23 protein-coding genes and 1 pseudogene are annotated in these 25,782 nt (G+C 68.0%); 13 read left to right on the forward strand and 11 right to left on the reverse strand.

Annotated elements, in window-relative coordinates:
- Positions 1-30 precede the first annotated feature (30 nt).
- Complete coding sequence (locus KIK09_RS60900) at positions 31-447, reverse strand: helix-turn-helix domain-containing protein (RefSeq protein ID WP_372455832.1); 417 nt, start codon at positions 445-447, stop codon at positions 31-33.
- On the reverse strand, positions 387-647 hold the full coding sequence (locus KIK09_RS54385) for a hypothetical protein (RefSeq protein ID WP_214327505.1): 261 nt from the start codon (positions 645-647) through the stop codon (positions 387-389). The genes KIK09_RS60900 and KIK09_RS54385 overlap by 61 nt, the downstream gene beginning before the upstream one ends.
- A gap of 478 nt (positions 648-1,125) precedes the next feature.
- Between KIK09_RS54385 and KIK09_RS54390 the strand changes: the two genes are divergently transcribed.
- The 3 genes from KIK09_RS54390 (at position 1,126) to qcrB (ending at position 7,051) form a co-directional block, all read left to right on the forward strand.
- A complete protein-coding gene (locus KIK09_RS54390; RefSeq protein WP_214327506.1) occupies positions 1,126-1,629 on the forward strand; it encodes a hypothetical protein in 504 nt (167 codons plus the stop codon).
- 688 nt (positions 1,630-2,317) lie between these two features.
- Positions 2,318-3,748, forward strand: coding sequence for a hypothetical protein (locus KIK09_RS54395; protein ID WP_214327507.1), 1,431 nt, complete (start codon positions 2,318-2,320; stop codon positions 3,746-3,748).
- Between the two features lie 1,671 nt (positions 3,749-5,419).
- A complete protein-coding gene (qcrB, locus tag KIK09_RS54400; protein WP_214327558.1) occupies positions 5,420-7,051 on the forward strand; it encodes a cytochrome bc1 complex cytochrome b subunit in 1,632 nt (543 codons plus the stop codon).
- Between the two features lie 317 nt (positions 7,052-7,368).
- Here qcrB and KIK09_RS54405 read toward each other — a convergent pair whose 3' ends face one another.
- The gene (locus KIK09_RS54405) at positions 7,369-8,361 is read right to left on the reverse strand and encodes a GlxA family transcriptional regulator (protein WP_250575339.1); all 993 of its coding nucleotides are present in this window, start codon (positions 8,359-8,361) and stop codon (positions 7,369-7,371) included.
- A 52-nt stretch (positions 8,362-8,413) separates the two neighbouring features.
- On the opposite strand from KIK09_RS54405, the gene KIK09_RS54410 reads away from it, so the two are divergent.
- The gene (locus tag KIK09_RS54410; protein ID WP_214327508.1) at positions 8,414-8,809 is read left to right on the forward strand and encodes a cupin domain-containing protein; all 396 of its coding nucleotides are present in this window, start codon (positions 8,414-8,416) and stop codon (positions 8,807-8,809) included.
- A gap of 93 nt (positions 8,810-8,902) precedes the next feature.
- Here KIK09_RS54410 and KIK09_RS54415 read toward each other — a convergent pair whose 3' ends face one another.
- Together KIK09_RS54415 and KIK09_RS54420 are read right to left on the reverse strand one after the other, a co-directional pair.
- Positions 8,903-9,238 carry a transposase gene (locus KIK09_RS54415; RefSeq protein WP_214327509.1) on the reverse strand — a complete coding sequence of 112 codons (336 nt, stop codon included), beginning with the start codon at positions 9,236-9,238 and terminating at the stop codon, positions 8,903-8,905.
- A 63-nt stretch (positions 9,239-9,301) separates the two neighbouring features.
- Positions 9,302-9,889: a DUF6069 family protein gene (locus tag KIK09_RS54420; RefSeq protein ID WP_250575340.1), complete on the reverse strand. Its 588-nt coding sequence runs from the start codon at positions 9,887-9,889 to the stop codon at positions 9,302-9,304.
- 251 nt (positions 9,890-10,140) lie between these two features.
- On the opposite strand from KIK09_RS54420, the gene KIK09_RS54425 reads away from it, so the two are divergent.
- The 4 genes from KIK09_RS54425 to KIK09_RS54440 are packed head-to-tail and all read left to right on the forward strand — an operon-like array spanning position 10,141 to position 13,452.
- Complete coding sequence (locus KIK09_RS54425; protein WP_214327511.1) at positions 10,141-10,887, forward strand: enoyl-CoA hydratase/isomerase family protein; 747 nt, start codon at positions 10,141-10,143, stop codon at positions 10,885-10,887.
- Positions 10,884-11,552, forward strand: a complete 669-nt coding sequence (locus KIK09_RS54430; protein WP_214327512.1) for a TetR/AcrR family transcriptional regulator — start codon at positions 10,884-10,886, stop codon at positions 11,550-11,552. The genes KIK09_RS54425 and KIK09_RS54430 overlap by 4 nt, the downstream gene beginning before the upstream one ends.
- Positions 11,549-12,766 (forward strand): acyl-CoA dehydrogenase family protein, encoded by a 1,218-nt coding sequence (locus KIK09_RS54435; RefSeq protein WP_214327513.1) that lies wholly within the window; start codon positions 11,549-11,551, stop codon positions 12,764-12,766. The genes KIK09_RS54430 and KIK09_RS54435 overlap by 4 nt, the downstream gene beginning before the upstream one ends.
- Positions 12,763-13,452 (forward strand): alpha/beta fold hydrolase, encoded by a 690-nt coding sequence (locus tag KIK09_RS54440; RefSeq protein WP_214327514.1) that lies wholly within the window; start codon positions 12,763-12,765, stop codon positions 13,450-13,452. Before KIK09_RS54435 ends, KIK09_RS54440 begins: the two co-directional genes overlap by 4 nt.
- On the opposite strand, the gene KIK09_RS54445 is transcribed toward KIK09_RS54440, so the two are convergent.
- Positions 13,406-14,605 (reverse strand): CaiB/BaiF CoA transferase family protein, encoded by a 1,200-nt coding sequence (locus tag KIK09_RS54445; RefSeq protein ID WP_214327515.1) that lies wholly within the window; start codon positions 14,603-14,605, stop codon positions 13,406-13,408. The two genes, KIK09_RS54440 and KIK09_RS54445, sit on opposite strands and share 47 nt — an antisense overlap.
- 28 nt (positions 14,606-14,633) lie before the next feature.
- On the opposite strand from KIK09_RS54445, the gene KIK09_RS54450 reads away from it, so the two are divergent.
- Complete coding sequence (locus KIK09_RS54450) at positions 14,634-15,740, forward strand: acyl-CoA dehydrogenase family protein (protein ID WP_250575341.1); 1,107 nt, start codon at positions 14,634-14,636, stop codon at positions 15,738-15,740.
- 266 nt (positions 15,741-16,006) lie between these two features.
- Here the strand turns inward: KIK09_RS54450 and KIK09_RS54455 are convergent, their stop codons facing one another.
- Positions 16,007-16,411: a RidA family protein gene (locus KIK09_RS54455; protein WP_250575342.1), complete on the reverse strand. Its 405-nt coding sequence runs from the start codon at positions 16,409-16,411 to the stop codon at positions 16,007-16,009.
- 274 nt (positions 16,412-16,685) lie between these two features.
- On the opposite strand from KIK09_RS54455, the gene KIK09_RS54460 reads away from it, so the two are divergent.
- Positions 16,686-17,369: a tetratricopeptide repeat protein gene (locus KIK09_RS54460; protein WP_214327518.1), complete on the forward strand. Its 684-nt coding sequence runs from the start codon at positions 16,686-16,688 to the stop codon at positions 17,367-17,369.
- A 283-nt stretch (positions 17,370-17,652) separates the two neighbouring features.
- On the opposite strand, the gene KIK09_RS54465 is transcribed toward KIK09_RS54460, so the two are convergent.
- Positions 17,653-18,690 (reverse strand): FAD-dependent monooxygenase, encoded by a 1,038-nt coding sequence (locus tag KIK09_RS54465; RefSeq protein ID WP_214327519.1) that lies wholly within the window; start codon positions 18,688-18,690, stop codon positions 17,653-17,655.
- A gap of 76 nt (positions 18,691-18,766) precedes the next feature.
- Here KIK09_RS54465 and KIK09_RS54470 point away from each other — a divergent pair, with 76 nt between their 5' ends.
- Positions 18,767-19,354 carry a TetR/AcrR family transcriptional regulator gene (locus tag KIK09_RS54470; protein WP_214327520.1) on the forward strand — a complete coding sequence of 196 codons (588 nt, stop codon included), beginning with the start codon at positions 18,767-18,769 and terminating at the stop codon, positions 19,352-19,354.
- Positions 19,355-19,534: 180 nt separating this feature from the next.
- On the opposite strand, the gene KIK09_RS54475 is transcribed toward KIK09_RS54470, so the two are convergent.
- From KIK09_RS54475 to KIK09_RS58815, 3 genes and pseudogenes are all read right to left on the reverse strand, one after another.
- The gene (locus KIK09_RS54475; RefSeq protein ID WP_214327521.1) at positions 19,535-20,446 is read right to left on the reverse strand and encodes a hypothetical protein; all 912 of its coding nucleotides are present in this window, start codon (positions 20,444-20,446) and stop codon (positions 19,535-19,537) included.
- Positions 20,443-20,622, reverse strand: a complete 180-nt coding sequence (locus KIK09_RS60905; RefSeq protein WP_372455833.1) for an RNA polymerase sigma factor — start codon at positions 20,620-20,622, stop codon at positions 20,443-20,445. Before KIK09_RS60905 ends, KIK09_RS54475 begins: the two co-directional genes overlap by 4 nt.
- Before the next feature lie 85 nt (positions 20,623-20,707).
- Positions 20,708-20,845, reverse strand: a pseudogene (locus tag KIK09_RS58815) (sigma factor); the annotation flags it as partial.
- A 423-nt stretch (positions 20,846-21,268) separates the two neighbouring features.
- On the opposite strand from KIK09_RS58815, the gene KIK09_RS54485 reads away from it, so the two are divergent.
- Both KIK09_RS54485 and KIK09_RS54490 read left to right on the forward strand, forming a co-directional pair.
- On the forward strand, positions 21,269-21,769 hold the full coding sequence (locus KIK09_RS54485; RefSeq protein ID WP_214327522.1) for a PepSY domain-containing protein: 501 nt from the start codon (positions 21,269-21,271) through the stop codon (positions 21,767-21,769).
- A gap of 264 nt (positions 21,770-22,033) precedes the next feature.
- Complete coding sequence (locus KIK09_RS54490; RefSeq protein ID WP_214327523.1) at positions 22,034-25,510, forward strand: protein kinase domain-containing protein; 3,477 nt, start codon at positions 22,034-22,036, stop codon at positions 25,508-25,510.
- Positions 25,511-25,782 lie beyond the last annotated feature (272 nt).

A 25,782-nucleotide genomic window follows, 5' to 3' on the forward strand; every position in this document is an offset into this window, starting at 1 on the left:
TACGCGAGTGCCGTTGACGGCCCCTGCCCGTCATTGTGCGCCAAAGAAATCACGCAGCGCCTGGGCCACGACGAGCGGGGCTCCGTCGTCCTCCGGCCCTGAATGGTGGAAGAAGTCGCAGGCCAACAACAGCCCTTTGGCCTGCAGGCGTAAGAATTTCCGCCAGGAGGTGTCGAGGCCTCGGGGAGCCGGTCTGTATCGGCGCGAGCCCAGGATTCTTCGCACCGTCGCTTCGCTGACCTGCAAGCCGAGCCGAACCAGCTCACCGTGTACCCGCCGATAGCCCCACCTCGGGTTCTCGCGTGCCAGAGGGAGGACCAGGTCCCGGACCTCCTTGCCCGTTGCGGGACGGCCAGGGCGGTGGGGATAGATCCATGCGCGTTTGGTCAAACGACGATGCCACGCCAACAAGGTGCCCGGGGCGACCAGCCGGTGAGCCCGCAGCATCGTCGGGAGGAAGCGGGCCAATGCCGCCGGGAGCGCTCGATCAGCCCAATCGGCTTCGGTCGGACGATTTGACGCTTCAACACGGCCACCTCATGCCGGAGCACCATGATCTCGACGTCCTTGAACGACTGACCACGTCCCAGCAACACCAGCCAGCCGAACACCCGAATCAGGGTCAGATACAGCAGACGAACCGACACAGACCGCGATCTTGCCCGCACGGTGGCTGAGGTCAAAACCACAGATCAAGTAGCCCGCGATGAATTCTGAAGTGGTACACCTTCACGGCAGATACCCGCGGCACCGCTACGTCCTCGCACGCTGGTCGAGGTGTCACCTGCTGTGGCGGATCGCCGCCCGTACAGCGGTGTAGATGACGACCCAGAGTGCCGCCAGGGGGATGAGGAACAAGATGATGATCTCGATCCAACCGATGTTAGGCATGCCTGCAACGTAAGGGGCCATGGTTGGAAAACGATCAACGATCGCTTGCCGGAGCCGGCCGAGTGATGCCGCCCACCTGCGACCGCCACCTACTCCGGGTCTGGAGCGAACACCGTCCAGAAACCTACGTCCAAGAAGTCCTGGCTCGTGCCGCCGCATACCGGTGGCACACCTTGGAACGCGCTGGAACGCCCTAAGACTGCGGGGGTGAGCACCTCCGCGGAAGGGAGAAGGATGAGAGTCCTGAACCGTTGGAGTGCGGTGGTCCTGGGCGCGGTGGCCGCCGGGGTCCTGCTGTTTCCGAGCGTCGCACAAGCTGCCCCGGGAAGCGATATCGGAGTCGTGGTCGGGCCGACCGACACCTCGCGAGGGCTTCCACCGGGGATCACATCGACACTGCCGTTCCCGTTCTCCGCCGGAGACTGTACGCAACTGGGTGGGGGTTCACCTGCCTTCCAGTCGGAGGTCCGCCTGGACAAGCCAGACGCCAGCGGCAGGTCCCGCTTCACCTGGGACGCCTTCACCTACACCCGGCACACGAACAACGCCGACATCTGGCACGGAACGTTCAGATTCAGGACGGCGTTCGGCACCCCGGTGCTAACGGTCGGCCCCTTCGACTCGGTGCCGATGCGCGCGACGTTCCACACCTACACGACCGAGCGCAGCACGCCGGTCACCATCGATCCCGCACTGTTCGACGCGATCACGCAGGTCGACTGGCTCGGCGACTGCTGAGGCGTCCAGCAGGCCGCTGACAACCCGATTGCGCCGCGACCCATCGCGAACACGGGGGTGGCGAACCCGACGGCCTGGACCTAGCGGTACCACTTGGTATTTGCGACAGGTCAGCGCATGGTGTCACACTTCCTGCCAACGGCACCCGTGTGTCCATCCGGGCCCGTTGACCTGGGACTAAGGCAGGGGAGCCGCCCGATACAAGGGCCGCTCCCCACCGCCTTCTCCGACGCGAAGCGCTGAAATCGATTCTGAGATCCAAACACCAGCCCCTCAAAGACTCGGACAACGACCAGGTATAGGAGGCGAAAGTGTAGAAGCCAAGGTCAGCCTCTGCGCACGGATTCTGGCACCCCACACGGTTGCTGTGGGGCTCTCAAAATGTCCAACAATGCCGCCCGCTGTTCCCCCGTTCCGTCTGGCGAGGAGCATGAACCGAGCATGTCGATGGTGGCGCCGGTGGCCCGAACCGATACCGATGACATGAGGGGATCCGGTCCTTCCACGGACGCTTCGAGTGCTGCGCCCGGTTCGTCGGTTGTGTTCGCTTGGCCTACACCGCGGTGACGACGATCGTCTCGCTCCTGCAGCTGCTGTCGACAACTGACGGTGTCTCCTACCTGCGCTGATTCCCCCCTGAGTAGACCGTACTCATGCGCCCGGCCCCGGACGGGGGGAATCTGTGGCAATGGCGCGCATTCCGCAGGTCCGCAGGGTTCTCTTCAACGACGAAGAGATCGGTATGGGCTTCAACAGCGACTCCGGACTGGCCGTGGGGACGGCCCTCGAAGGGTTCACCGTCTCATCCGATCCCGTCGCCACCGGTCAGACGGTGACCTCCACCATCACCATCGTCAGTACGCACGAGGAACTGCAGGAAACCCTGGGGATGTCCTTTGAGGCACAGGGCCGCTACGGCTTCTTCTCGGCGTCGGCGAAGACGACGTTCTCCGAATCGTCCAACTACAACTCCACCTCGACCTTCCTCGTGGCCCGTGTCGTCGTGGAGAACGCGCTGCGCCGGGGACGGGGATTCAAGGTCACCGCAGAGGCCAAGGCGCTGCTCGACGCGCTGCGGTTCGATGAGTTCAAGCGCGCCTTCGGCGACAGCTTCGTGCGCGGGCTGCAGACCGGCGGAGAGTTCTACGCCGTTATCCGCATCACGTCGGTGTCGGTCAGCCACCAGACCTCGCTGGCGGCCACCCTGCAGGCCGAGGCCAACGGCCTGGTCGCGTCCGGCAGCTTCAAGGCCGCCTTCGAGGAGGCCAACAAGAGCGCCAGCACCCGCTCCGAGTACACGGCGACGATGTTCCAGAAGGCCGGTTCCGGTGCGCAGATCTCCCCCACGGTCGAGATCGGCGAGGTGATCAGCCGGTTCAAGCAGTTCCCGGCCATCGCCTCCGACAGTTCGGCGGCATACGAGGCCGAGGTCGTCACCTACGACACGCTTCCCCTGCCCGTGCCCACCCCCGAGGAGCAGGAAGCCTTCCTCTTCGCCCTCGCCGACGCCCGGGAGCGCAAGCTCGGCTACATCCAGGCCAGGAACGACCTGGAGTTCGCGCTCAGGCACCCGGATTTCTTCCGCGACCCGCCCGCCGCCGAGGTGCTCATGGCCGCGATCTCGGCCTACACCAGATTGATCAACGCGGCGATGCAGCACGCGATCAAGCTCTCGCGCGGGCAGATCTCACCGCCTCGCCTCTTCGACCCCGGCGAGCTCGTCCCTCCGCTCACCGAACCCGCCCCGATCCACCTGGTGCGCGTAACCGTCGCCCCCACGGTGCAGCCGGCGACGCTCAGGCTCGTGTCGCTGGCGTGCCGGACAGCCTCCGACACCGCACCCGCCACCGACGAGATCATGATCCGAGTCGACGACGTCCCACTGCCCGGGCCGTTCCCCGTGGACATGTCCGCAGGAGATCAGCTAGGGCTGGACAACACGTTCCCCCTGGGATCGGCCGCGATGAAGATCCAGGTCTGGGATCTGGATGGCGGCCTCGGCGGCGACGATCTCATCGGAACCGTCACCGTCACAGGAGCCGAGCGCGGCACCGGCCAGAAACATGTTCAGCTGAGCGACGGCCAGGGCGTGTACGAGCTCGTGTATGAGGTGGTGTAGCCGTTCGGGGTCACCTGGTCGGGTTCGGAGGAAACTGGCGACGGGGCGTTGCTGATCGCCATTGAACCGTGCCGGTTCCGGTGGCCAGTCCCGTCGTCCCAGGCCGTCCTCCTTTCAACGAATGGCGCCAAATCCGGCTATCGGACTGCACCGTAGACTCTGTGGACGCGGTCGCCGTGATAGCGAAGTCGGCTTTAGAAACGTCAAATGGGCACACTTCAGTGCCCAATTGCATGGTGCTCCCTGCGGGGCACGACACAACAGGGCACAGGGCGGGTGGCGCCGTACTCGCGATCCACGCCGATGTTCAGCTCGGACGAACTCGCTGATCAAGGCAGTTCGCGCCGCGACACTTGCTGCCTGCCGGGCGTTTCCGACAAGGCTGTGTACGGAACGTCCACGGCGTCCACCCCGGCCTCACTCGAAGCGTCAACCACAATGGAAGGATCAGCTGGGAGGGTATGGGGTCTCAGTCTCCTGCGCCGCCGCGGCGGCGCCCGCGGTCGCCGTTTGCTTACCAAACGCGGGAGGTACGGCTCCGCGAGCGCCCTCGGCCACGAAGGCGGCTCCGAGCCAGCACATCCGGCTGTCCGCTCGAGAGATCTCGCTGACCGCCACGCACTGGTTGGAGAACCGGCCTGAACAGACGGGTGCCTACTGGCACACGGTCGGCGTGCAACGGACGCTGTTCAAGGTGGACGGCACCGAGTCCGATGACCCGATGCCGCATCTGAAGACCATCGAGGTAATCGCCGACGTCAAGGACGCGGGAGGCCGCACAGGCACCGCAATCGCGATCAAGCAGCCGGCCGAGGCGAACAGGGGCCCTCCTGCAATCACGTCTGATCATGGACGGGACAACCGGCCAGGCACTCGCCCAGGAGAAGCTCGTGGTGGAACCCGGCGGGCTCCAGGCTGATCTCGCACCAGGCACCGTCTCGAATCGGGCTGGACCGACTCCGAGCCTGCCGCCTGAGCGCTGCTCGCCGTACCCCAATGTCAGTCGCACGCTCGGGTCCACTGGAATGCCGACCTCCTGGAGGGTGATGCAAGCGGTGTTCTTTGTACATGTTTTAGTCGAATTCGTGGGCAACCGAATGCGACTGGGCAACGAAAACCTGTAAAGAGGAAGTGAGGGGAGGTCTTGTGAATCATGGCAAGGCCGGATGCGCGTCTGATGGCGATGGTCGATGCCTTGGACGCGGCCGCACCCGGAGTCCGTTGCAAGATCCGGCACTTCCCGGAAGGGCAGCCCTATCTGAGGCTGACGGCCTCTGGTAGTCACTCGATTCTGTTCGCCCAGGAGGACTGGTGGGTGTGCCTGAGTAGTGACCGGTCCGGCACGACCCGGCAGGGCATTGTGGGCGACGTCAGCGAGAGCCCTCAGACGGTGATAGGGCGTCTGGGGGAGGCCTTTGGCGTCGGGCGTTCCTCGTCGCGACGGCTGCGATCACTGGGCCAGGTCGGCGCCGCGGTTGTGGTCGCCGTGCTGGCGGCGGCCGCTGGGGGTGCGGTGCTGGCCGTGGCTGTGTCGGGGGCACCTTACAGCACCTCAGCCGATACGGTCCGGCTCGTCATCACCGTCCTGGCCGTGATGATCGGTATCGCGGCTGGTGGGTGGGCGCTCCATTGTCTGAGGGCCACCGGAGACAGGCACCCAGGAGGACGATGATGGACAGCGTGCCGAAGGCGATCGCGGCACCGTCGAGGTTCCTCGACGATCGGCTCGGGGCGGGCAACTTCCTCAAGCGAAACCTGCGCAAGATCTTCCCCGACCACTGGACGTTCCTGCTGGGCGAGATCGCGCTGTACTCGTTCATCCTGCTGCTGCTGACCGGTACGTTCCTGACGTTCTGGTTCAAGCCGGGCATGCAGGAGGTCATCTACGACGGCGTGTACGCCCCGCTCAAGGGCGTGGCGATGTCGGAGGCCTACGCCTCGTCGCTGGACATCAGCTTCGAGGTCCGCGGCGGTCTGCTCATGCGGCAGATGCACCACTGGGCGGCCCTGATGTTCGTGGCCAGCATGACGATCCACATGCTCCGGGTGTTCTTCATGGGCGCCTATCGCAGGCCCCGTGAGATCACCTGGCTCATCGGCGTCATCCTGCTGACGCTGGCGCTGGTCGAGGGCCTGACGGGCTACTCACTGCCCGACGACCTGTTGTCGGGGGCGGGCCTGCGGATCACTGAGGGGGTTATGATCTCGCTGCCGCTTATTGGCACGTACATCACGTTCTTCCTGTTCGGTGGTCAGTATCCGGGTGAGGATGTGATCGCCCGGTTCTACTCGCTGCACATCCTGCTCATTCCCGGCATCCTGCTGGCGCTCATCGGCGCCCACGTGACCCTCACCTGGGTGCAGAAGCACACGCAGATGCCCGGCAAGGAAGCCACCAACCACAACGTGGTCGGCGCGCCGTTCTACCCGGCCTTCATGGCCAAGGCCGGAGCGCTCACGCTGTTCACGTTCGCGGTGATCGCGGGTCTGGCGACCTTCACCCAGATCAACCCGATCTGGCTGTTCGGTCCCTACACCCCGGCGGACGTCTCGGCGGGTTCGCAGCCCGACTTCTACATGGGCTTCCTCGAGGGCGCGCTGCGCATCATGCCGGCGTGGGAGATCAATCTCTTCGGTACGGCTCACGCGGGCACGCTGCCGTTGAGCGTGATCATCCCGGCGCTGGTGCCGATGGGCATCGTCATGACGGGCCTGGCGCTCTATCCGTTCCTGGAACGCTGGGTGACGGGTGACAAGGGCGCACACCACATCGTCGACCGCCCGCGCAACAACCCGCACCGCACCTCGATCGGCATGTCGGCCATCGCGTTCTACGGCGTGCTGTGGGTCATGGGAGCCAACGACGAGATCTCGGCGAACTTCCACATCAGCCTGAACGCGACCACCTACGCGGGCCGCGTGGCGATCATCGTGATGCCGGTGCTGGCGTACATCGTCACCTACCGCATCTGCCTGGGCCTGCAGCGTTCCGACGCGGCGGTCATCGGGCACGGCGTGGAGTCGGGCGTCATCAAGCGCCTGCCGCACGGTGAGTTCATCGAGGTTCACACGCCGCCGGACGCCCGCGACGAGGCGGTGCTGCGGAGCAAAGCGCCGGTGCCCGCGGTCGCGGTGGACGAGGATGCCGCGGGCATCCTGCCCAAGGGCATGCGTGGGCCGCTCGGCAAGCTGCGTGGCCGCATCTCCAAGGCCTATGGCGGCGAGAAGATCCCCCTCGACGAGGGGGAGCATGGGCCCGGTGCCCTGGACGCCGAGCACGGCAGGCCGCCGGACAAACACTGACGGATCGGTAGGCGCGCCTACAGCAAGCCGAACCGCAGCGGTGTCCGTCTCGAACAGTCTCTTGAGACTGGAAAGGATCACCAGACTGCGGACCTTCAGCGCCGCTCAGCACGTCGCCAGGACCCGCGTGTATCTCAGGTCCAGCACCCCGTACCGCTTCATCGTTCATCGCAGGGGTCCAGTTGCTGATGGCCAAGTCCCGGCACAAGAAGACCGAGAACGTACGCAGGTACCGTCGCCGAGGTCACCAGCCTCTTCGCCCCTGGCGATAGCCGACGTTGAGGCACAGCTGGTTCGCCGGAAGAAGGCGCTCGCGGTCAATTCGCCTCAGGCCCGAACCGGCGCTGGTACGCCGACGGAGTGATGCCAGTCTCGCGGCGCATCAGCGTGCGCAAATTGGCCGCGGTGCCAAGCCCGCTGCGCCTCGCGACCACCTCGAAGCGGGACTCACCCCGCTCGATCAACCGGCATGCCAGGGCAAGTCGTTCGCCCGTGAGCCACCTCAACGGCGTCGTACCCAGTTGCGCCTGGAAGCGGCGATGTAGCGTTGCCGGACTGACCGCCGCACGCGCCGCAAGGTCAGACACCGTGAGCGGTGCGTCCAGCCGTTCATTGGCCCAGGCCAGGACAGGCGCCAGGGACTCGTCCGGCAGGTCGGGCATGGGGCGTTCCACGAACTGCCGCTGTCCACCGTCCCGATGGGCCGCGAAGACCAATCGCCGGCTCACAGAGTTGGCGACCTCCGCGCCATAATCGCGGCGGACCACGTGCAGCCCAAGGTCGAGTGCAGCCGCGCTCCCCGCGGCGGTGAGGATGTCACCGTCATCCACGAACAGCACGTCTGATTCGAGCCGCACAGAAGGGAAGCGGGTCCGGAAGGAGTCCGCCCACTGCCAGTGCGCGGTGGCCCGGCGCCCGTCGAGGACCCCCGCCTCTGCCAAGGTGAAGGCGCCGCTGCAGAACCCGATCAGGCGCGCACCGCGTGCGTGCGCGCGTCGGACGGCATCGAGCACAGCTGGGCGGCGGGGCACCTCGACATCGGGGCGGTTGGGGACGATCAAGGTGTCCGCCGTGTCGGCCTCCTCCAAATCGGCGACTCCCGTGAGCGTGAAGAACCCGTCCCGCATCACGATGCTGGGCTCGGCGGCGCAGAGCCTGAAGTCGTAGAGGTCACGGCCGAGCTCGGGTCTGCGCAGGCCGAAGACCTCGGTCGCGCAGCCGAGTTCGAAGGGGTTCGAATTCTCGTCCACGATCACGACCACCCGGTGTACGCCCGCCGCGCGAACCGTATGCGAGGATTCTTTCGCCATATGCAATTCCTAGCACTCACGCTGACCATACGAAGCGGCGAAGGATGAGCCCATGAGTAACGAACCCATCCTTCTCAGCAAGGCTCTGGCCTCCTTCGACGCCCTGTGGAGCCCCCGCATCGTCACGCGCGTCAACGACTACGACGTCCGCGTCGCCAAGGTTGAAGGCGAACACATCTGGCACATCCACGACGAGACCGACGAGTTCTTCCTGGTACTCGACGGGGAACTGCACATCTCCTTGCGTGAGCCCGCGGGGGAGCGCACGGTCCTGCTCCCCAAGGGCGCGGTCTTCACCGTTCCCCGGGGTACAGAGCACAAGCCGTACGCTCCGTCCGGCGCCGCAATCCTCATGTTCGAACCCGCCGGGACACCGACAGTGGGCGATCGCCACGGCGAGATCCCGGACCACGTGGACGCAACGATCGGGCACGCACTCAACTCCTGAGCGCTTCGGCTGCACGCCTCACCTGGTGACCGGCCCGTCAACGGGGCGATTCGCTCAACCGGACTGCCCCCGGCCGAAGCTGTCCGGCACTTATTACTCGGCGGCGTCCGGGTCGCGAAGGGTTCGCATTCCGCCGGGCAGGTCCATGTTGGTGTGGTGCCGCACGAACGGCGACAGGCGCGCCGCGTCCTCGTCGCGCACGTCTAAGCCAACCGCGCGGAGTTGGGCGACGACGGCGCGTGTTGAACAGAACTGGTGGAGTATGCCGATCACTACAACGGTCATCGGCCGCACCAGTCCCGTCGGAAGCTGCCACCCGATCACGACGAGCGGACCAACGTATCCCTGGAAGGCCCGATCAAGCGTCGCAAGGTGCTCGACGGGCTGATCAACGAGCCGCGTAGCCCTCCCAGAGACCTCCCAGTTCAAGCCCTATGCGATGACTTTGAAGCAGTACAGGCATCCTGCGCGAGCTGGAGAAGGCGGGGATCCTCAGTCGTAAGGGTCGTAATTTCGGGGCTCGTGCGTGCGCTGGTGGTACCTGGACTGCTCGTGCGCCCGGGGTTCGTAGGCGCGCGGCTCGTGACCGCGGGGCGGGCCGTACGAGAATGGTTCGGGGTCAGGCATCTCTTCGATCGCTGTGCGCCCGATCGACGTCAGCAGCGAGACGATGGCGATGCCGATGACCAGGTTGATTACGGCCGTGGCGATCTGCCCGATGAGGTCGGCGGAATGCATGAACGGCAGGATCGTGATCATGACGGTGAAGAGCCCGGCGATCCAGCCGAAGAACTTGGTCGGCTCCGGTGTCGACAGCATGAGGATGTAGAGCAGTAGCGTGGCGACGAGCGCGGCAGCGGCAGCCGAGATCGCGTATCCCGTGGTCGCCGAGCTGCCGTACGCGGTCGCCCCGTCGGGGGTGAGAACGCGGATGCCGAGAATCCTCTTGCTGATCATGACTCCGACCACCACGATCAGTGCCGCCACCACCGCAGCGGCCACCCCGCCTCCCCACACTCGCGCCGGGTTGACTCTCGGCCGCGCTGGTTCCGGGCGCCGGTCATGGGAGGGATATGACATGCGTATCACCTTTGTCGCGAAGGCTGATCAAGCACTTCGAGAACCTTACACGTGAAGTCAAGAGGCGCTGAGCCTCGAGCTGACTAGACGATCGCGACCGCTCGACCGCCTCAGGCGCGTGCACGCCGGCGTTGAGCCCAGAGCGACACGGCCGCGTGCCGCAGGTGGTTCGCCTGTACTCGGGCGTGATGGCATGGACGGCGGAAGGCTGGGGGATTATTCTCGACATGCATGTCGACCCTGGAGGATGCATGTCTGACGTGTCGGTGGGCCTCAAGGGCCGGGTGGCGACGGTGGAGATCTGCCGGGGGCCGCACAACTACTTAGATCTCGAGTTGGTGCGGGCGTTGGCGGACACCTATCACGAACTGGATGCGGGCGGAGAGTGCCGGGCGATCGTCCTGTGCTCGGAGGGCAAGAACTTCTGCGCGGGAGCGGACTTCGGCAGGCCGACCGGCGGTGTGACGAGCCTCTATCAGGAAGCCGTGCGGCTGTTCGAGGCCGGGATTCCGGTGGTGGCCGCGGTGCAGGGGGCAGCCATCGGCGGGGGTCTGGGGTTGGCGTGCTCGGCCGACTTCCGGGTCACGAGTCCGCAGGCGCGGTTCTCCGCGAACTTCGCCCGGCTGGGATTCCACCACGGGTTCGGGCTGACCGAGACCCTGCCGAGGATCATCGGGCCGCAGCGCGCGCTGGAGTTGCTGTATACCGGACGCCGGGTCGACGGCTCCGAAGCGGCCGCGATGGGACTGTGTGATCGTCTCGTGGACCCCGCCGAGCTCAGAGCGCACGCGCACGCCCTGGCCACCGAGATCGCCGAGTCGGCGCCCCTGGCCGTACGGGCGATCCGAGAGACGATGCGGGGCTACCTGGCCGGCCGGGTTCGGGGCGCCGTCGAGCACGAAGCCGCCGAACAAGCCCGGCTCATGCGCACCGACGACTTCGCCGAAGGCGTCCGGGCGATGGGCGAACGCCGTACACCGGCCTTCACGGGACAATGAAGCGGACCCGAGGCGGGTGGACACCCGCGGGCACCGGCGCGGCGCGGCGCGCAGGTCACGAGGAGCGCGTCACGCCGAAAGGGCAGCGCGCCCGCGCGGAGCTGCTCGAGGCCGCGCGGCGGGTGTTCGAGCGCGACGGCTACCTCGACACCCGGGTCGCCGACATCGCCGCCGAGGCCGGGGTCGCTCATGGCAGCTTCTACACCTATTTCGCGTCCAAACAGGACGTGTTTCGCTCCCTGGCGCAGGAGGTGAGTCGCGAACTGGACGCGGCGGTGGCGCCGGACCCCGCCGACCGCGGGCTGCCCACCGTGGTGGCGCTCGACCGGTCCAACCGCCGCTACCTGGAGCTCTACCGAGCCAACAGCGCGTTCTGGGCACTACTGGAACAGCTGTCGACCATGGATCCGGACGTCCACCGGATCCGCCTCGCCGGGCGACAGCGGCACGTCGAGCGGGTCGCCCGGACCATCCGCCGCTGGCAGGAGTCCGGAGTGGCCGACCCGGAGATCGACGCGCACACCACGGCCGGCGCGCTGGTGTCGATGCTGTCGAACTTCGCGTACTGGTGGTTCGCGGGCGGCGACGGCTACGACGACGAGACCGCCGCGCGGACCCTCACCGGCATCTGGGCACGTGCCGTCGGATTGAAGGAGCCGAAGTGATCAGAGAGTGGCTTCACGAGAACTGGGATCCTGAGCTGAGCCTTCGCGAGTGGCGAGAGCGCCTGGCGGATTCCGGATGGGGCGCGCCGACGTGGCCGCGCGAGTGGTGCGGTCGCGGTCTGCCGCCCGCCGCGGCGCAGGAGGTCACCGAAGAGTTCCGTCGAATCGGCGCGGTCGGACCGGCGGACGGCCTGGGCATGCACCTTGCCGCCCCGACCGTCCTCGCCCACGGCTCGGACGACTTGAAGCGGCGTTTCGTCCGGCCCACGCTCACCGGCGAGATCCACTGGTGCCAGCTGTTCAGCGAGCCCGGCTCGGGCTCCGACCTGGCCGGACTGCGGACCCGGGCGCACCTTGACGGCGACACCTGGGTGATCAGCGGTCAGAAGGTCTGGAACACCTCCGCCCATCACGCCGACTACGGCATGCTGCTCGCGCGGACCGACTGGGACGCTCCCAAGCATCGCGGCCTGACCTACTTCGTGCTTCCGATGCGCCAGGCCGGGGTCGAGGTCCGTCCACTGCGGCAGATGAACGGCCACGCGTCCTTCAACGAGGTGTTCTTCGAGGAGGCCCGGGTGCCTGCCGCCAACGCGGTCGGGGCGGTGAACGACGGTTGGACGGTGGCCCTCACGACCCTCGCGCACGAGCGCAGGATGGTCGACCTGGGCCGCAGGGCCGTCGCCGGTCCGGACGCCGGTCGCTGCCGGCGTGAGGCGGCCGAGGAGTCGGCTCGGGCGATGGAGCCGTACCGGTGGTACCCGCAACGGGCCGGACGTCCCGACCTGGTGATCGAGCGGGCGATCGCGAGTGGCCGGCACACCGACCCGGTCGTCCGGCAGGAGATCGTCAAGCTGATCACCCTGGTCTGGACGGCCCGCTGGACCTCGCAGCGGGCCGCGGCCGCGCGCGCCGCCGGGCGCCCTCCCGGCCCGGAAGGATCCCTGGCCAAGCTGGCGAGCAGCGACATCGCCCGGGCCGCCGCACGGGTACACGCCCTGATCGCGGGCCCGTCCGGCATGCTGGCCGGGTCGGACGCCCCGCTCGGCGGGACGATCGCGGAGGTCTTCCTGTCGGTTCCCGCCGCCTCGCTGGCCGGCGGGACCGACGAGATCCAGCGCACCATCATCGGGGAACGGGTCCTGGGCCTGCCCAAAGAACCCGTCGTGGATCGCGATGTCCCCTTCCGCGAGATCAGGGGGAACGCCCGATGAAGATCAACTACTCGGTTCACGGTACGGCTACCGCCCTGCCGCCCCTGCTGCTCACTCATGGGTACGGATCCTCCTCGGCGATGTGGACAGGCAACCTGGCGGCGCTCGGAGCCGATCGGCGGGTCATCACTTGGGACATCCGCGGCCATGGCCGTACCGAGTGCCCGGACGACCCGTCCTTCTACTCGCAGGACGCGTGCGTCGATGACATGGTCACGATCCTCGATGCCTGCGGGGCCGAGCGGGCGGTCCTGGGCGGGCTGTCGCTGGGCGGCTACCTGTCGCTCGCCTTCCTGCCGGCGCATCCGGAGCGGGTCGCCGCGCTGGTGCTGTGCGACACGGGACCGGGGTTCAAGGACGACCGGTCCCGCGAGCGCTGGAACGGCTACGCGGACAAGCAGGCGCGCACGGTCGAACCGCGCGGCCTGGCGCTGGCCGCACGGGGGATCCTGACCCAGCGCGACGACCGCGTAATCCGCTCCCTTCCTGATGTCAAGGTGCCCACCTTGATCGTGGTCGGCGCGGACGATACGCCGTTCCTGGCCGCCGCGGACTACATGGCGGGCAAGATCCCCGGAGCGGTCAAGGTGGTCATCCCGGGTGCCGGGCACGAGGCCAACATCGACCGGCCCGAGCTGTTCAATCGCGCCGTCGCCGGCTTTCTCGCAGCACTCCCTGCTCAGTGAGCTCCGTGATCTCCTCGTCGGTGAATCCGATCTCGGCGAGCACCTCCCGGTTGTGCTCGCCGATCAGCGGCGCGGGACGGCGGACCGAGGCGGGGGTCCGGCCGAACCGGATGGGCGGCGGGATCACCTTGTACCGGCCCGCCACCGGATGCTCGGCCTCGGGCAGCGCGTCGACCAGGTCCTCCAACCGGCCGATCGCGGCCGCGGGGATGCCGTGCCGGTTGCAGATCTCCAGCCACTCGGCGGTCGTCCGGCCCGCGATGATCTCCCGGAGCCGGCCGTACAGGAAATCGGAGTTGGCGATGCGGTCACGCCCGGTCGCGTAGCGCGGATCGCCGACCAGGTCGGGGCGGCCGCCCACGGTGAACAGAGTGTCGTAGTGCTCGCGGTCGTAGGGCAGCACGTTGATCCACCCGTCCCGGGTTCGCTGCGGGCGCCGTTCCGGCGTGAGGATCCGCTTGTATCCGGGCGGCGCCGCCGGCGGTTGGGGAATGGCGCCCGCGCCGTGCTCGACCAGGAGGAAGGCGGAGACCACGTCCACCATCGGGACCTCGATCCGCTGGCCCTGACCGGTGCGCTCCCGGTGGAACAGCGCGGCGAGCACGGCGTAGACGATCGTGAGGCCGGACACCTTGTCGGCGACGATCGTGGGCATGAGCCCGGGCGCCTCGCCGCCCGCGCGAACGGCCAGATCGGCAAGCCCGCTCGCGGCCTGGATGATGTCGTCGTAGGCGGGCTCGTCGGCTCGGTCGCTGTCCGACGGCCACCCATGCGCCTGGCAGTAGATGACGTCCGGGCGTACCAGCGCGATGTCGGGATACGTCGCGCCGAGCCGGGCCAGCGCGCCCGGCCGGAGGTTGGTGACGAAGACATCGCAGGTCGCGGCGAGCCGGAGCAGGACCTCCCGTCCTGTCTCGCTCTTGAGATCGAGGTCAAGGTTGCGCTTGTTGCGCAGCAGGTTCAGTGAGACGCCCGAAAGGTGCGGATGCGGTCCGGCGCCCATGAAGCGATTGATGTCGCCGCGCCGGCTCTCGACTGTGATCACGTCCGCGCCTAGGTCGCCCAGGATCGCGGTCGCGAGCGGACCCATGACCACGGAAGTCAGGTCCAGCACGCGGATGCCCTCCAAGGAACCTGGATTTTCGACAACCATGTCGATATTATTTGCGGTAAATGACCTTATGGGAAGGCCACTCCAAGTGATCTTCACTGATGAGCAACGGCAGCTCGGTGCGGAAGTGCGGCGATTCCTCCGGGACTCCTCGCCGACCGCCGAGGTCCGCCGCCTGATGGAGACCGAGAGCGGCTACGACCCGCGGGTGTGGGCCACCATGGCGGGGCAGCTCGGGCTCCAGGGCCTGGCGATTCCCGAGCGGTTCGGCGGTGCCGGATGCGGGGCCGCTGAACTGGTGGTCACGCTGGAGGAGATGGGCCGCGCGCTGCTGTGCGCGCCCTACCTGGGCTCGGCCGTGCTGGCGGCGCGAGCCGTACTCGCGGTGGGTGCGGAGGAGTTCCTGCCGGGTATCGCCGACGGGACCACCGTCGCGACGGTAGCGCTGGCCGAGGACGACCGGGGATGGAGCGTGGACGGCCTACGAACCGTGGCCGTCCCCGACAGGGACACCTGGGTCCTGACCGGCCACAAGACCTACGTCCTCGACGGGCACACGGCCGACCTGCTGCTGGTGGTGGCCGCGGAAGAGTCGGGTCCGAGCCTGTTCGCCGTCGCCGCCGACGCCCCCGGGCTGATCCGCAGACCCTTGCAGACCATCGATCTGACCCGCAAGCAGGCCGCCCTGTCCCTCGACGGGGTGCCGGCCCGCCGTCTCGGGCCTGCCCGGGCGGCGATGGAGTCCGCCCTGCGGTCGGCGATCATCGCCCTGGCGGCGGAGCAGGTCGGCGGCGCCCAGCGCTGCCTGGACATGAGCGTCGAGTACGCCAAGCTGCGTGTGCAGTTCGGCCGCCCGATCGGCAGCTTCCAGGCCATCAAGCACCGGTGTGCCGACATGCTGCTGTCGATCGAACGGGCCCGGTCGGCGGTCTACCACGCCGCCCAGGCGGCCGACCAGGAGGCGGATGAGCTGCTGACGGTCGCCAGCCTGGCCAAGGCACTGTGCTCGGAGGTCTACCTCCAGGTCGCGGCGGACACCATCCAGATCCACGGAGGCATCGGCTTCACCTGGGAACACGACGCCCACCTCTATTTTCGCCGCGCCCAATCCACCCAAGCCATGTTCGGCTCCCCCGATTACCATCGCGAACTCGTCGCCACTCAGCTTCTCGGCTGACACACGGGACGTCGGTTCTCCATGGCCTTGACGACGACGCTGACCTGTGGTTTGACGGAGTCCGTGTCCGCGGACAAGGTCGTGTCTTGTGCTTCTCCGTCGAGTGTTTGGCTGGCTGATGTTGCTGGGCCGCAGTCAAGCGTCGAGGGACGCGGAGATCATGGTGTTGCAGGGTCAGCGGGTCGGAGAAGATCTCGTGCAGCTTGGCGCCATCGGCCGGGGCTCAGCTGTAGCCGAGCGGTGCGCGGCTCGGCCCGCATGGGGCGTTATCGGTCAAGGGCGGCGGTGAGGTCGAGCTCGACGAGCTGGCCGGAGAAGCCGAGTTGCGCGACGCCGAGCAGGGTGCTGGCGGTGGTGAAGCCCGGTCCGAGCGGTGAGGCCAGCAGTCGCTTCCAGACGCGTCCGAGTTCGGCGGAGTTCTCGCTGACAACGTAGATGACCGAACGGACCACCCTGTCGGGGTCGGCGTTCACGGCGGCGAGGGCGGCCAGTGCGTTGGCGATGACCTGGTCGGTTTGCGCGTCGAGATCGCCGTCGCCGACCAGGGTGCCGGTCATGTCCAGCGGACACTGCCCGGCCAGGAACGCCAGCCGCCCCGCCTCCATCACCGTGATGTGGCTGTAGCCGGGGGTTGGGTGCAGGTCGCTGGGATTGATTCGGGTGATCGTCATGCTCGGCATTGTCGTGCGAACATCCGGATGCGCGCATCTGGATTTCAGCGGGTGACCTACGGCAGCTCGAGCCAGCCGAGGGGGCCGTTCGGCGACCCAGCGGCGCGGCAGGGTGGTGAATCCTCGGCTGGTGGGGTCGCGGCGGACGCCCTCGACGTCGATGCCGAGGGCGGCTCCTCGCGGGACCAAACGCCCACTGAGGGCTTGTTGAGATCGTCGGCGTACGGTCTCATGTACCGCAACGAGGGGCATCGCCGAGATGAGCGGGGCAGGCATGGGGGGACGCATCGAGAAGGCCAAGCTCTCTTATGAGAACGCTGTCTTCGTCGGCGATGTCGGTGGGCTGGCAGCGGCGGAGCGGGAGCTGGACAAGGTCGAAGCCGATCTCGCCTTGGCCCGGGGACGGATCTTGCACGCGCGGTTCCTCGATGACCGGCGCGAGGACCCACGTGAGCTGGCGCTGTTCGAGCGTGCGACACACCTGTACCGGACGCTGGGTGATGCGGCGGGCGAGGCGGCTTCGGTGTTCTGGGAGGGCTGTTTCCACCAGGTCGTACGGAGCGACCCCGACCGCGCCATTCCTCTCCTTGAGCAGTCGTACGGCTTGGCCACTGCGGCTGGCGACCGATACACCCAGTGGGAAGTGCTCCGGCACCTGGGGATCGCGGACCATGCCGCGGGTCGGTTGGACGCCGCCCGGGAGCATCTGGAGGCATCGGTACGGCTATGCCGGGAGCTCGGGCTGCCGGCCGCTGTCGCCGCCAACCAGGTAGGGCTGATCTACATCGCCGCCGCGCAGGGGCGACGGGACGACGCGGTGGCGCTGGCCGTAGAGGCGTACGCCACCGCCGAGGCGTGCGGGGCCCGCCGCATCATGCGGCAGGTCGCGGAGGCACGTATCCAGACGATGGCGCCGGACACCGATCATGGCGAGACCCGCGATCAGAGCGCACCTTGAGCCGCTGAAGCTTCGATGTCGGAAGCTCGCGGTTGTGACGTGGGAGCCGTTGCGATCCCAGAACCCACATTTCACGCTTAGAACCAGGGGACGCTGGTCAGCACGTAAAGCCGGGCTTGCTGCGGATGACCGGCGACGGGCCCGTCCCGAGACCCCATTGTTGGCGTCGATGTGATGGCTGTCCATCGCCGCGCGCGACCAGTCGATCCGCTCGAGCAGGATCTGGTGGACCCGGTCGGCCACGCCGGCAGGTCATACCGGGGCCGACTCCGCGCATCGCGTGTCAGGCGGGTAGCAGGCGCATGAGGATGTTGCGGGGGCCTTCCCAGCGGTGGCCGGCCAACCTCGTCATCTGGCGGGACCTGGCCACGACACGTTGAGCAGGCCGTCTGCGCTGGGCGTCGTACGCGCGCAACGCCGATCTCACGTCGCCGGCGGTGTCCAGGCACGTGGTGAGGGCGGCCGCGTCCAGCAGCGCCTGGCACGCGCCTTGCCCAAGGGAGGGGGTCATGGCGTGCGCGGCATCACCCACCAGCGCCACGTTGCCGACGATGAAGGACTTCAGGCCCGGGGACAGGTCGTAGATCTCATGCCGCAGCACGGCCTCCTCATCAGCCTCGGCGAGCAGGCGCGGGATCGGGTCGTGCCAGCCGGCGAAGCGGGCGCGCAACTCATCGAGGGTCTCCCGATGACCTTCCGGTGTCGCCACCGCGGCGTACCAATTGGTTGACCCCGGTTCCTGGGGCGTGATGCCGAGCACCTGGCCGGCCCCCCAGGTCTCGCCGTACGACGGCGGGTTGAATCGTGCGACACCTCGCCAGGCCACGATCCCTGAGTAACGTGGCCGCACGGTGGCGCCGAAATAGGCCTCGCGTACTGTGCTGCGTAGCCCGTCCGCTCCCACCACCAGGTCATACTGCCCGCGCAGTGCTTCCGGATCGGTGATCTTCGTGCCGGTCTTGATCGCTGTGTCCCCCAAGGCGTCGATCAGCATATTCATCAGGGAGATCCTGGACAGCATCAGCACGGGGGAGCCGCCCTTGCGTTCGATGCGTTCCAGCGGGAGGTCCGCGATCCGCTCACCGTGCGGCGTACGGATGACGGCCTGGCGATAGGGGACCGTACGGCGGAGCAGCTCCTCGCGCAGGCCGAGCTGCGCGAGGGCAGCCTGCGCGTCGGGACGCATGCCGAGCGCCGTGCCTTCGGGATTGATCTTTGGCCAGCGTTCGAGCACGGTCACCTCCCAGCCGATCCTGCTTAGGCCGACGGCGGTCGCCAGTCCGCCGATCCCGGCTCCCACGATCGCGGCGGTTCGATTCATGTCGCTTCCTTTCGTCAACTACCCCATCTGTGGTACCACTGTTGTGGTGAATGGGCAAGCTGCGATGATGAGGGCCATGGCGGAGAACCGGGATCGGCGCGACCTGCTGCGTGACGCCGCGATCGAGGTGCTGGCCCGTCAGGGCGGCAGAGGGCTGACCCATCGAGCGGTCGACCATGAGGCCGGGCTACCCGAGGGCACGGCCAAGAACTACTTCGCCAGCCGCGACGCTCTCCTGCAGGGGGCGGCCGAGCGCTGCGTTGAGCGTTACTGGGCCGATCTTCGGTTGATGGAAGCCGCCAAGATCGAGGGGCGTGGGCACCTCGTCGCGCTGCTGCGCGAGCTGCTCGATCGTGCTCTCACGGCCAACAGGTCCAGGGTCCTGGCCTACATCGAGCTGCATGCCGAGGCCGCGCGTCGGCCGCGCGTGCAGGAGACGATGGCTGAGCTCACCCGCGCCGACCTGGCGCTGCACCTGGAGGCGCACAGGGCGGCCGGCCTGCCGGCGACCCGGCGCAGCGCCGCGATGGTCACGATGTGCGTGAACAGTGCGCTGACTTACCTGCTCGCTCAACCGCCCGAGACGCTCAAGGCGTACGGCCTCGACGACCTCGATGCGTTCCTGACCGACCTCATCGACACCGTGTATCCCCCAGCAGGCTGAGGACTCCACTCAACGACACGGCTGCAAGGGCTCACGTTGCCCGGCATCGCCGAGATGAAGCGAGGCTCTGACAGGTCTGCCGTGTGTTCTCCTCCGGGGAGAGCCAGGACGGCTTCGGGAACGGTCACCGGCTCGGTGGGGAGGGAGGCGAGTGCGCCCGGGCGGAGGCTGGACGGTGGGTCAATCCCGCACCACTTTGGTGGGCCACGAGGCCACCACAAGCTCTACTGTGTTCTTGTCGTGGCCGCCCCACGCCTCGTGCACGTACCAGGTGTCGGGGATGGTCTCCGGCCGCAGGACGTGGCTCTCGTAATCCCAGCTCTGGCTGCCCGAATCCTCGGGCTCGGCGCCGTAGTACCGCTGGATCGTGGCGTGCCGCTCCTCCACCATGCGCTTGACCTCGGCGACCGTTTTGTTCTGCAGGTCGATCCCCTCAAGAATCTCACCGCGAGCGGTTGGGTCACCTGCCAACTCATACCGTTCACCGGGACGGGCGGCCCGGCCGAAGGTGAAGTTGACGTGCTTTTTCAGGTCGACGGGAATGCTCACCCCGGCCTTGCACCACGTGTTGCCGCAGCCGGACTCGTCGTCGATCTCCTTGATCTTCGAGACGAGGTGGCCGTTGGAGGTAACGGTCGTTTCTCCCTCGATCGACGCGTTGATCATCCGGCCGACAAGGCTCGGTGACGCGGGTTCCAGCCGCAGGTCGACGTCCAGGCCTTGCGCGGCGAATTCACTGCGATAGCGCTTGGGGTCGGCGTCCGGGTCAATGATCCGGACGTCGATGTAATCGCCGTTCCTGGTGAACGCCAGCGCTTCAGCCGGGCCTACGTGCAGGGGGCCGACGTCGGCCGGCCGTACGACGACTGTCACGGCGAGCGCCGCGCCCGCCAGGATGGCGGCGGCTGGAACAGTGATGAGCCACCGCGGCCGGAAACGCCGCCGCTGCCGCCGTGTGGCCGTCGGGGAGGACCGCGGGGTGTCGATGATCTCTTGCAGGGTGGTGGAGAGCGCCGCTGAGTCCGCTCGCACCTGCCTGGCCGGGTCGTGCGCTTCGAGCATGATCTTGAGCTGCTTGAGATCGTTGTTCATATGACGCTCTCCCCATAGGACCGATGACGGGTGGTGGCAGAAGGTGGCTCGTCGGCGAGCAGGTGCCGGAGCTTTTTGCGTACGCGATGCAGTCGCATCGCAGCCACAGGCCTGGAACAACCGACGACCGCCGCGGCCTGGCGGAGGTCGAGTCCCTCCCAGCACACCAGGAGCACCAGTTCCCGGTTGGCCTCCGTCTTGGCGCTTTTCCCTTCTGATCAGGTTCATCGCGAGATTCCGGGCGGTGACGTACAGCCAAGGCAGCGCGCGATCGCGGGGGAACTGGTCGTACTTCTCCCAGGCGATCTTGAACGTCTCGGCGGCTATGTCCGGGGCGTCCGCCGGGCCGACCCGCCGTAACGCGTACCGCAGAACCGACTCGTAATGCTCGTGGAACATGCGGGTGAAACTTGCTTCATCGTTCAAGCTCCGTCTCCTGTTCAGCGTTCCGGCGCGTCTGGCACCGTCTACTGAGTAGGTGTTGGGAGCCCTCCGGATATCACCAGCCAATGGAGAAAAGGTCCCACACAGTGTCGACCTCAAGCAGCGGTGAGAGTCCGGCTATGGGGTTCAGGCGTGCCGGCGAGGGGCCTGGGTCGAGCAAACCGCTTGAGCTCGACTTCGTGGCCCAGACACCCGGTGAATGATGGTCCCCGGACCGAATTGCCCGACTTCCGGGCGTGGCTTTGTGAAGCCACGGGCAGCGTCACCGGTATGAATGGTGGAAAACGAACAAAGGCCATCATTAGCGCCCTATTCGCCGGCTCGGCCCTGCTCGCGGCTGCGGCCTGTGGGAGCGCCGGCACTCAGTCCAGTGTCAGGATGGCAGCGCCCGCACGCGACGTCATCGCCGCCCTGACGACGTCGCCGAGCGACCCCGGCCAGGAAGCCGGCGACACGGCGAGCCTCGAGAAAGCGGGTGCCGCGGCCACCGATGCCGTCCAGGGCTCCACGATCCTCTCGGTCCAGGCGGAGAACGACGGCAAGATCTGGGAGATCCAGTTGGCCGGGCCCGACGGCACAGAGCATGTGCTGGAAGTGGACGCGGCAGGAAAGGCCATCTCGGAACCCCGGGTCAAGGACACCGGCTCAAGCGAGAAGGCCAGGGTCGTCGGCCTGGTCAAGGCCGCCAAGCAAACCTTCAAGGACGCGGTGGAGAAGGTGTCCGCCGCGGTGCCGCAGGGCGAGATCACCCACATCAGCCTGGACAGGTACAACGACAACGCCCTGGTCTGGGACGCCGACGTCATGGGCCCCGGCGAGACCTGGCACGGGGTCAAGGTCAACGCCGAGGACGGCACCGTGACCAAGACCGGGGGCTGAGCTCGCGTTCGCTGCTGTGGACCTGCGGCTTCTCAGCCGCAGGTCCTTCGCCTGCAGGCGTCATCATGGGGTGGTCCCCAACCATCCTGACCGCCCGGCCGGTTCTGCGCGTCCGCGCGGGAGGAACCGGCGCGCTCTGTGGCGACCGTCCACCAGCGGGTGCGAACGCTGGGTCGCGGCGACCGGCGGGCGAGGGCGTTCCTTGGGGCTCTTGTTCTCCAGCGGCGTGACAACTCCAGGGTAATGATCTGCGTCTAACCGGCCGTGGAATCGCTGAGCTCGGGGGATCCGCAGCACATCGGTGAGTACTGGCTGGCAGGACGGCTCGGCTCGGGCGGTCAGGGCGTCGTTTACGACGCGTACGACGCCGACGGCCGCCGGGTGGCGCTCAAGATGCTTCACGCGACCGGCAATGACGGCAGCCGCGACCGCTTCGCCAAGGAGGCGACGGCCGCCGGCAGGGTGGCGTCGTTCTGCACGGCCAAGGTGCTGGCCTCCGACCTGGAGGCGCCCAGGCCGTACATCGTGTCGGAGTACGTGGCGGGGCCGAGCCTGGGACAGGCGGTGCGCGACGGACGCAGGTTCACCGGTGACGACCTGCACCGGCTGGCGACGGCCGTCGCGACCGCGCTGACGGCGATCCACGAGGCGGGCGTCATCCACCGCGACCTCAAACCCGGCAACGTCCTGCTCGGCCCCGACGGCCCGCGAGTGATCGACTTCGGCATCGCGCGGACCCTCGACATGTCGCTGACCAGGACCGGCGAGGTGTCGGGCACGCCCAGCTACATGGCGCCCGAGGTGTTCACCGGTCAGCGGGCGGGCGCTCCCGCGGACGTGTTCGCGTGGGGCGCGATCATGGTCTTCGCCGCCACAGGACAGGACCCGTTCGAGGCCGACAACCTGGGCGGCGTCATGCACCGGGTGCTGTCGCAGCAGCCCGACCTCGGCGCGCTGCCGCCCGGTTTGGCCGCGCTGGTCTCGGTCGCGCTGCGCAAGGACCCCGCGACCAGGCCGTCCTCCCGCGACCTGCTGCTCGCGCTGGTCAGCGGCGACGCCGCCGACACCCGGGGACTCCTGGCCCAGGGCAGCCGCGACGCCGAGGGCGTACGCGGGCAGGGCGATGGCGACCCGGCGCTCGGCACCATCGCCGAGGACGCCTACACCGCGCTCGGCCCCCAGGAGCGTGACCTGGCCGCCGAGGTGTTCCTGCGCCTGGTCGCCGTCGACGAGCACGGCCATGAGACCGGCAGGTCGGCCTCCCACGACGAGCTGTTCGACGGACGTTCCGAGCCCGAGGCCGCCGCTGTCCGGCGCGTCCTGCGCGCGTTCGCGTACGTGGTCACCGTGGAGAACGAGTCGGTCGCGCTGTCGCGTCCTGCGCTGCTGCGCGCCTGGCCGCGCTTACGCAGGTGGGTGGACACCGACCGCGACGGGCTCGCCGTACTGGGGCAGATCACCAGAGCGGCGCGGCACTGGACCGAGCACGGCAGGCGCGACGGCGACCTGCTGCAGGGCAGCCGGCTGGAACAGGCGCTCAGCTGGGCCGCCACCGGCCGCCGCCACGTGACGCTCACCCCGCGCGAGCGCGACTTCCTCCAGGCGGGCACAGCGCTGACCAGGAAACGCAGCAGGCGCAGGACCCTGACCACCACGGCGCTGGCAGGACTGCTGGTGGTGTCGCTGGTAGCGGGCGGGCTGGCGCTGTGGCAGCGCCAGGAGGCGACGGGGCAGCGGGACGTTCTCACCGCCAAGCAGGTGGCCGCGGAGGCGGACCGGATGCGCACCATCGACCCGGGCCTGGCCATGCTGCTCAGCGTGGCCGCCTGGCGCGTCTCCCCGCAGAGCGAGGCCCGCTCCGCGCTGACGGCCTCGTTCCAGCAGCACGAAACCGCCGTCTTCCGCGACCCGCCGGTCAAGGGCGTGGCCAGCAGGGCGCTCAGCCGCGACGGTCACACGCTGGTCAGCGTCAGCGAGGGAGGCGTCAACGTGTACGACGTCCGCACCCACAGGCGCACGGGCGGCTGGCAGGGGCTGGGGCTGAGCGGGGGCATGCGTCAGGACCCGGTGCTGAGCAGGACCGGCCGGCTCCTCATGCTGGCCACGTACGAGGAACTCGGCGTCTGGAACCTCGCCACCGGCAAGCGGCTGCTCAAGTGGAGTTTCCCGCCCGGCACCACGGACATGCACGTCACCATGGGCGAGGACGAGGCCACTCTCGCCGTCAGCTACGACAGCAGCCTCGATCACCTGGTGGACATCCGCACAGGCAGGACGTTCGGCAAGGGCGTCAACCTGCCCAGCCGAGAACCGCTGATCGACCAGACCGGCCGGCACCTGGTGCTTCCCGACGGCGGCTTCGCCGTGCGCGCCCTGCCCGGCCTGACCCCGGAGCCGCGCTACTCCCGCTGTGGCAAGTCCCACCCGGTCGCCGCGTTCTCGCCCGACGGCGCCACCCTGGCATGCGCGGGCAGCAACGTGGTGCTGGTGGATGCGGCCACCGGACGACCCCGCGACACGGGCGAATGGACCTGCGACGTCTGCGGCGACTCCTCCTTCTCGCAGCTCCGCTTCAGCCCCGACGGCCGCTACCTCGCCGCGTTCAACACGCGGAACATCCAGGTCTGGAAGGTCGCCGACCACGGGTACGGCCTGCTCTCCTACCAGGCGGAGGGTCAGCTGACCGACGTCAGGTTCGACGGCACGACGCTTCGCTACCTGGTGGACGACGGCGTCATCAGCGTCGACCTCGCCCCGCGGGCGGCCTCGACCAAGGTAGGAGGCAATGCCGTCCTCAGCCCCGGCAGCCAGTGGGCCGCGATCGGGGGCTTCGAAGCCAAACACGTCCGGCTGTGGGACGTGCGCGGGCACAAGGAGGTCGCCCGCTTCTCCCTCCAGGGCTACAGCGCATCCCAGCTGCTGGCCTTCGACCCGCCGGGCAGGCGGCTCGTCATCGGGCAGGATTCGGGCCGGATCGAGCTGATCGACGTCGGCACCCGCAAACGGGTCTGGTCGATCCTCTCGCCGCACGCCGACACCCAGCTGCCGTCACGGGTCGAGTTCAGCCCCGACGGCCGGACCATCGCGCTTGCTCTTGGCCCACGCGGCCAAGTCGACGAGTACTGGCTGGCGGTGCTCGACGCCGCCACCGGCCGCGTCCTGCACGCCAACCGCACGATCGGCGATGGCGGCCCGTACCTGCCCGACGGCAAGCGGCTCGCCACCGGCTCCGGCAGGTTCGTGGACGTCGCCACCGGCAAGCCGGTCGGGACGGGCTACGACACGTCCTGGCTCGGAGGCGCGGGCGTCGCCCTGAGCAGCCGCGGCCTCATGGCCATCGCCTACGACGAGATGGGACGCATCTCGCTCTGGGACCCCACCGGGCCGACGGCGGTGCGGCCCATGCTGGCCAGATCGGGCGGCGGGAACGGCGCGCTGGTCTTCTCACCGGGCGGCGACCTGCTCGCGACGGGCGGCGGGGGCGGTGTCCAGCTCTGGGACCCCGTCAACAGGCGGCGGATCGGCGGCTCCTTCGCCACCCAGACGATCCAGGACACCGACTCGCTGACCTTCAGCGCCGACGGAACCCAGCTGTACTACTCGGCCGACGGCGCCATCCTGGAGTTCCCCGTCGGGCCGGAGCAGGTCGCGGCGGCGGTGTGCCGGCGCGTCGGCCACGGGCTGAGCGAGTCCGACTGGAACCGCTACCTGAAGGACGTTCCATACCGAAAGGTCTGCTAGCGGTAGCCCGCTGAATCAAGGTGTAAGGCCCTGGCCTGCGATGAGCCGCGCTGTCGCCCATTTGGCTGTGGTCGAGCTCGTAGTCATCGCCTGGGGCATAGCGGCTCCAGAGGCTGCCGGCGGCAGTAGCGATGCGGCTGGTCTGCTGCCAGGGCCGCCGTGATGCGCTTATGTGCGGAGTCGACCAGCGCTTGTCAAGATGCTGAGGATATTGCCGAAGCGCCCTGTACATAGCCTCCTTGAGTGCTCTTGTTGCGCTCTCATCCTGGCGT

The sequence above is a fragment of the Nonomuraea sediminis genome (assembly GCF_018531495.1).
Taxonomy (GTDB): Bacteria; Actinomycetota; Actinomycetes; order Streptosporangiales; family Streptosporangiaceae; genus Nonomuraea; species Nonomuraea sediminis.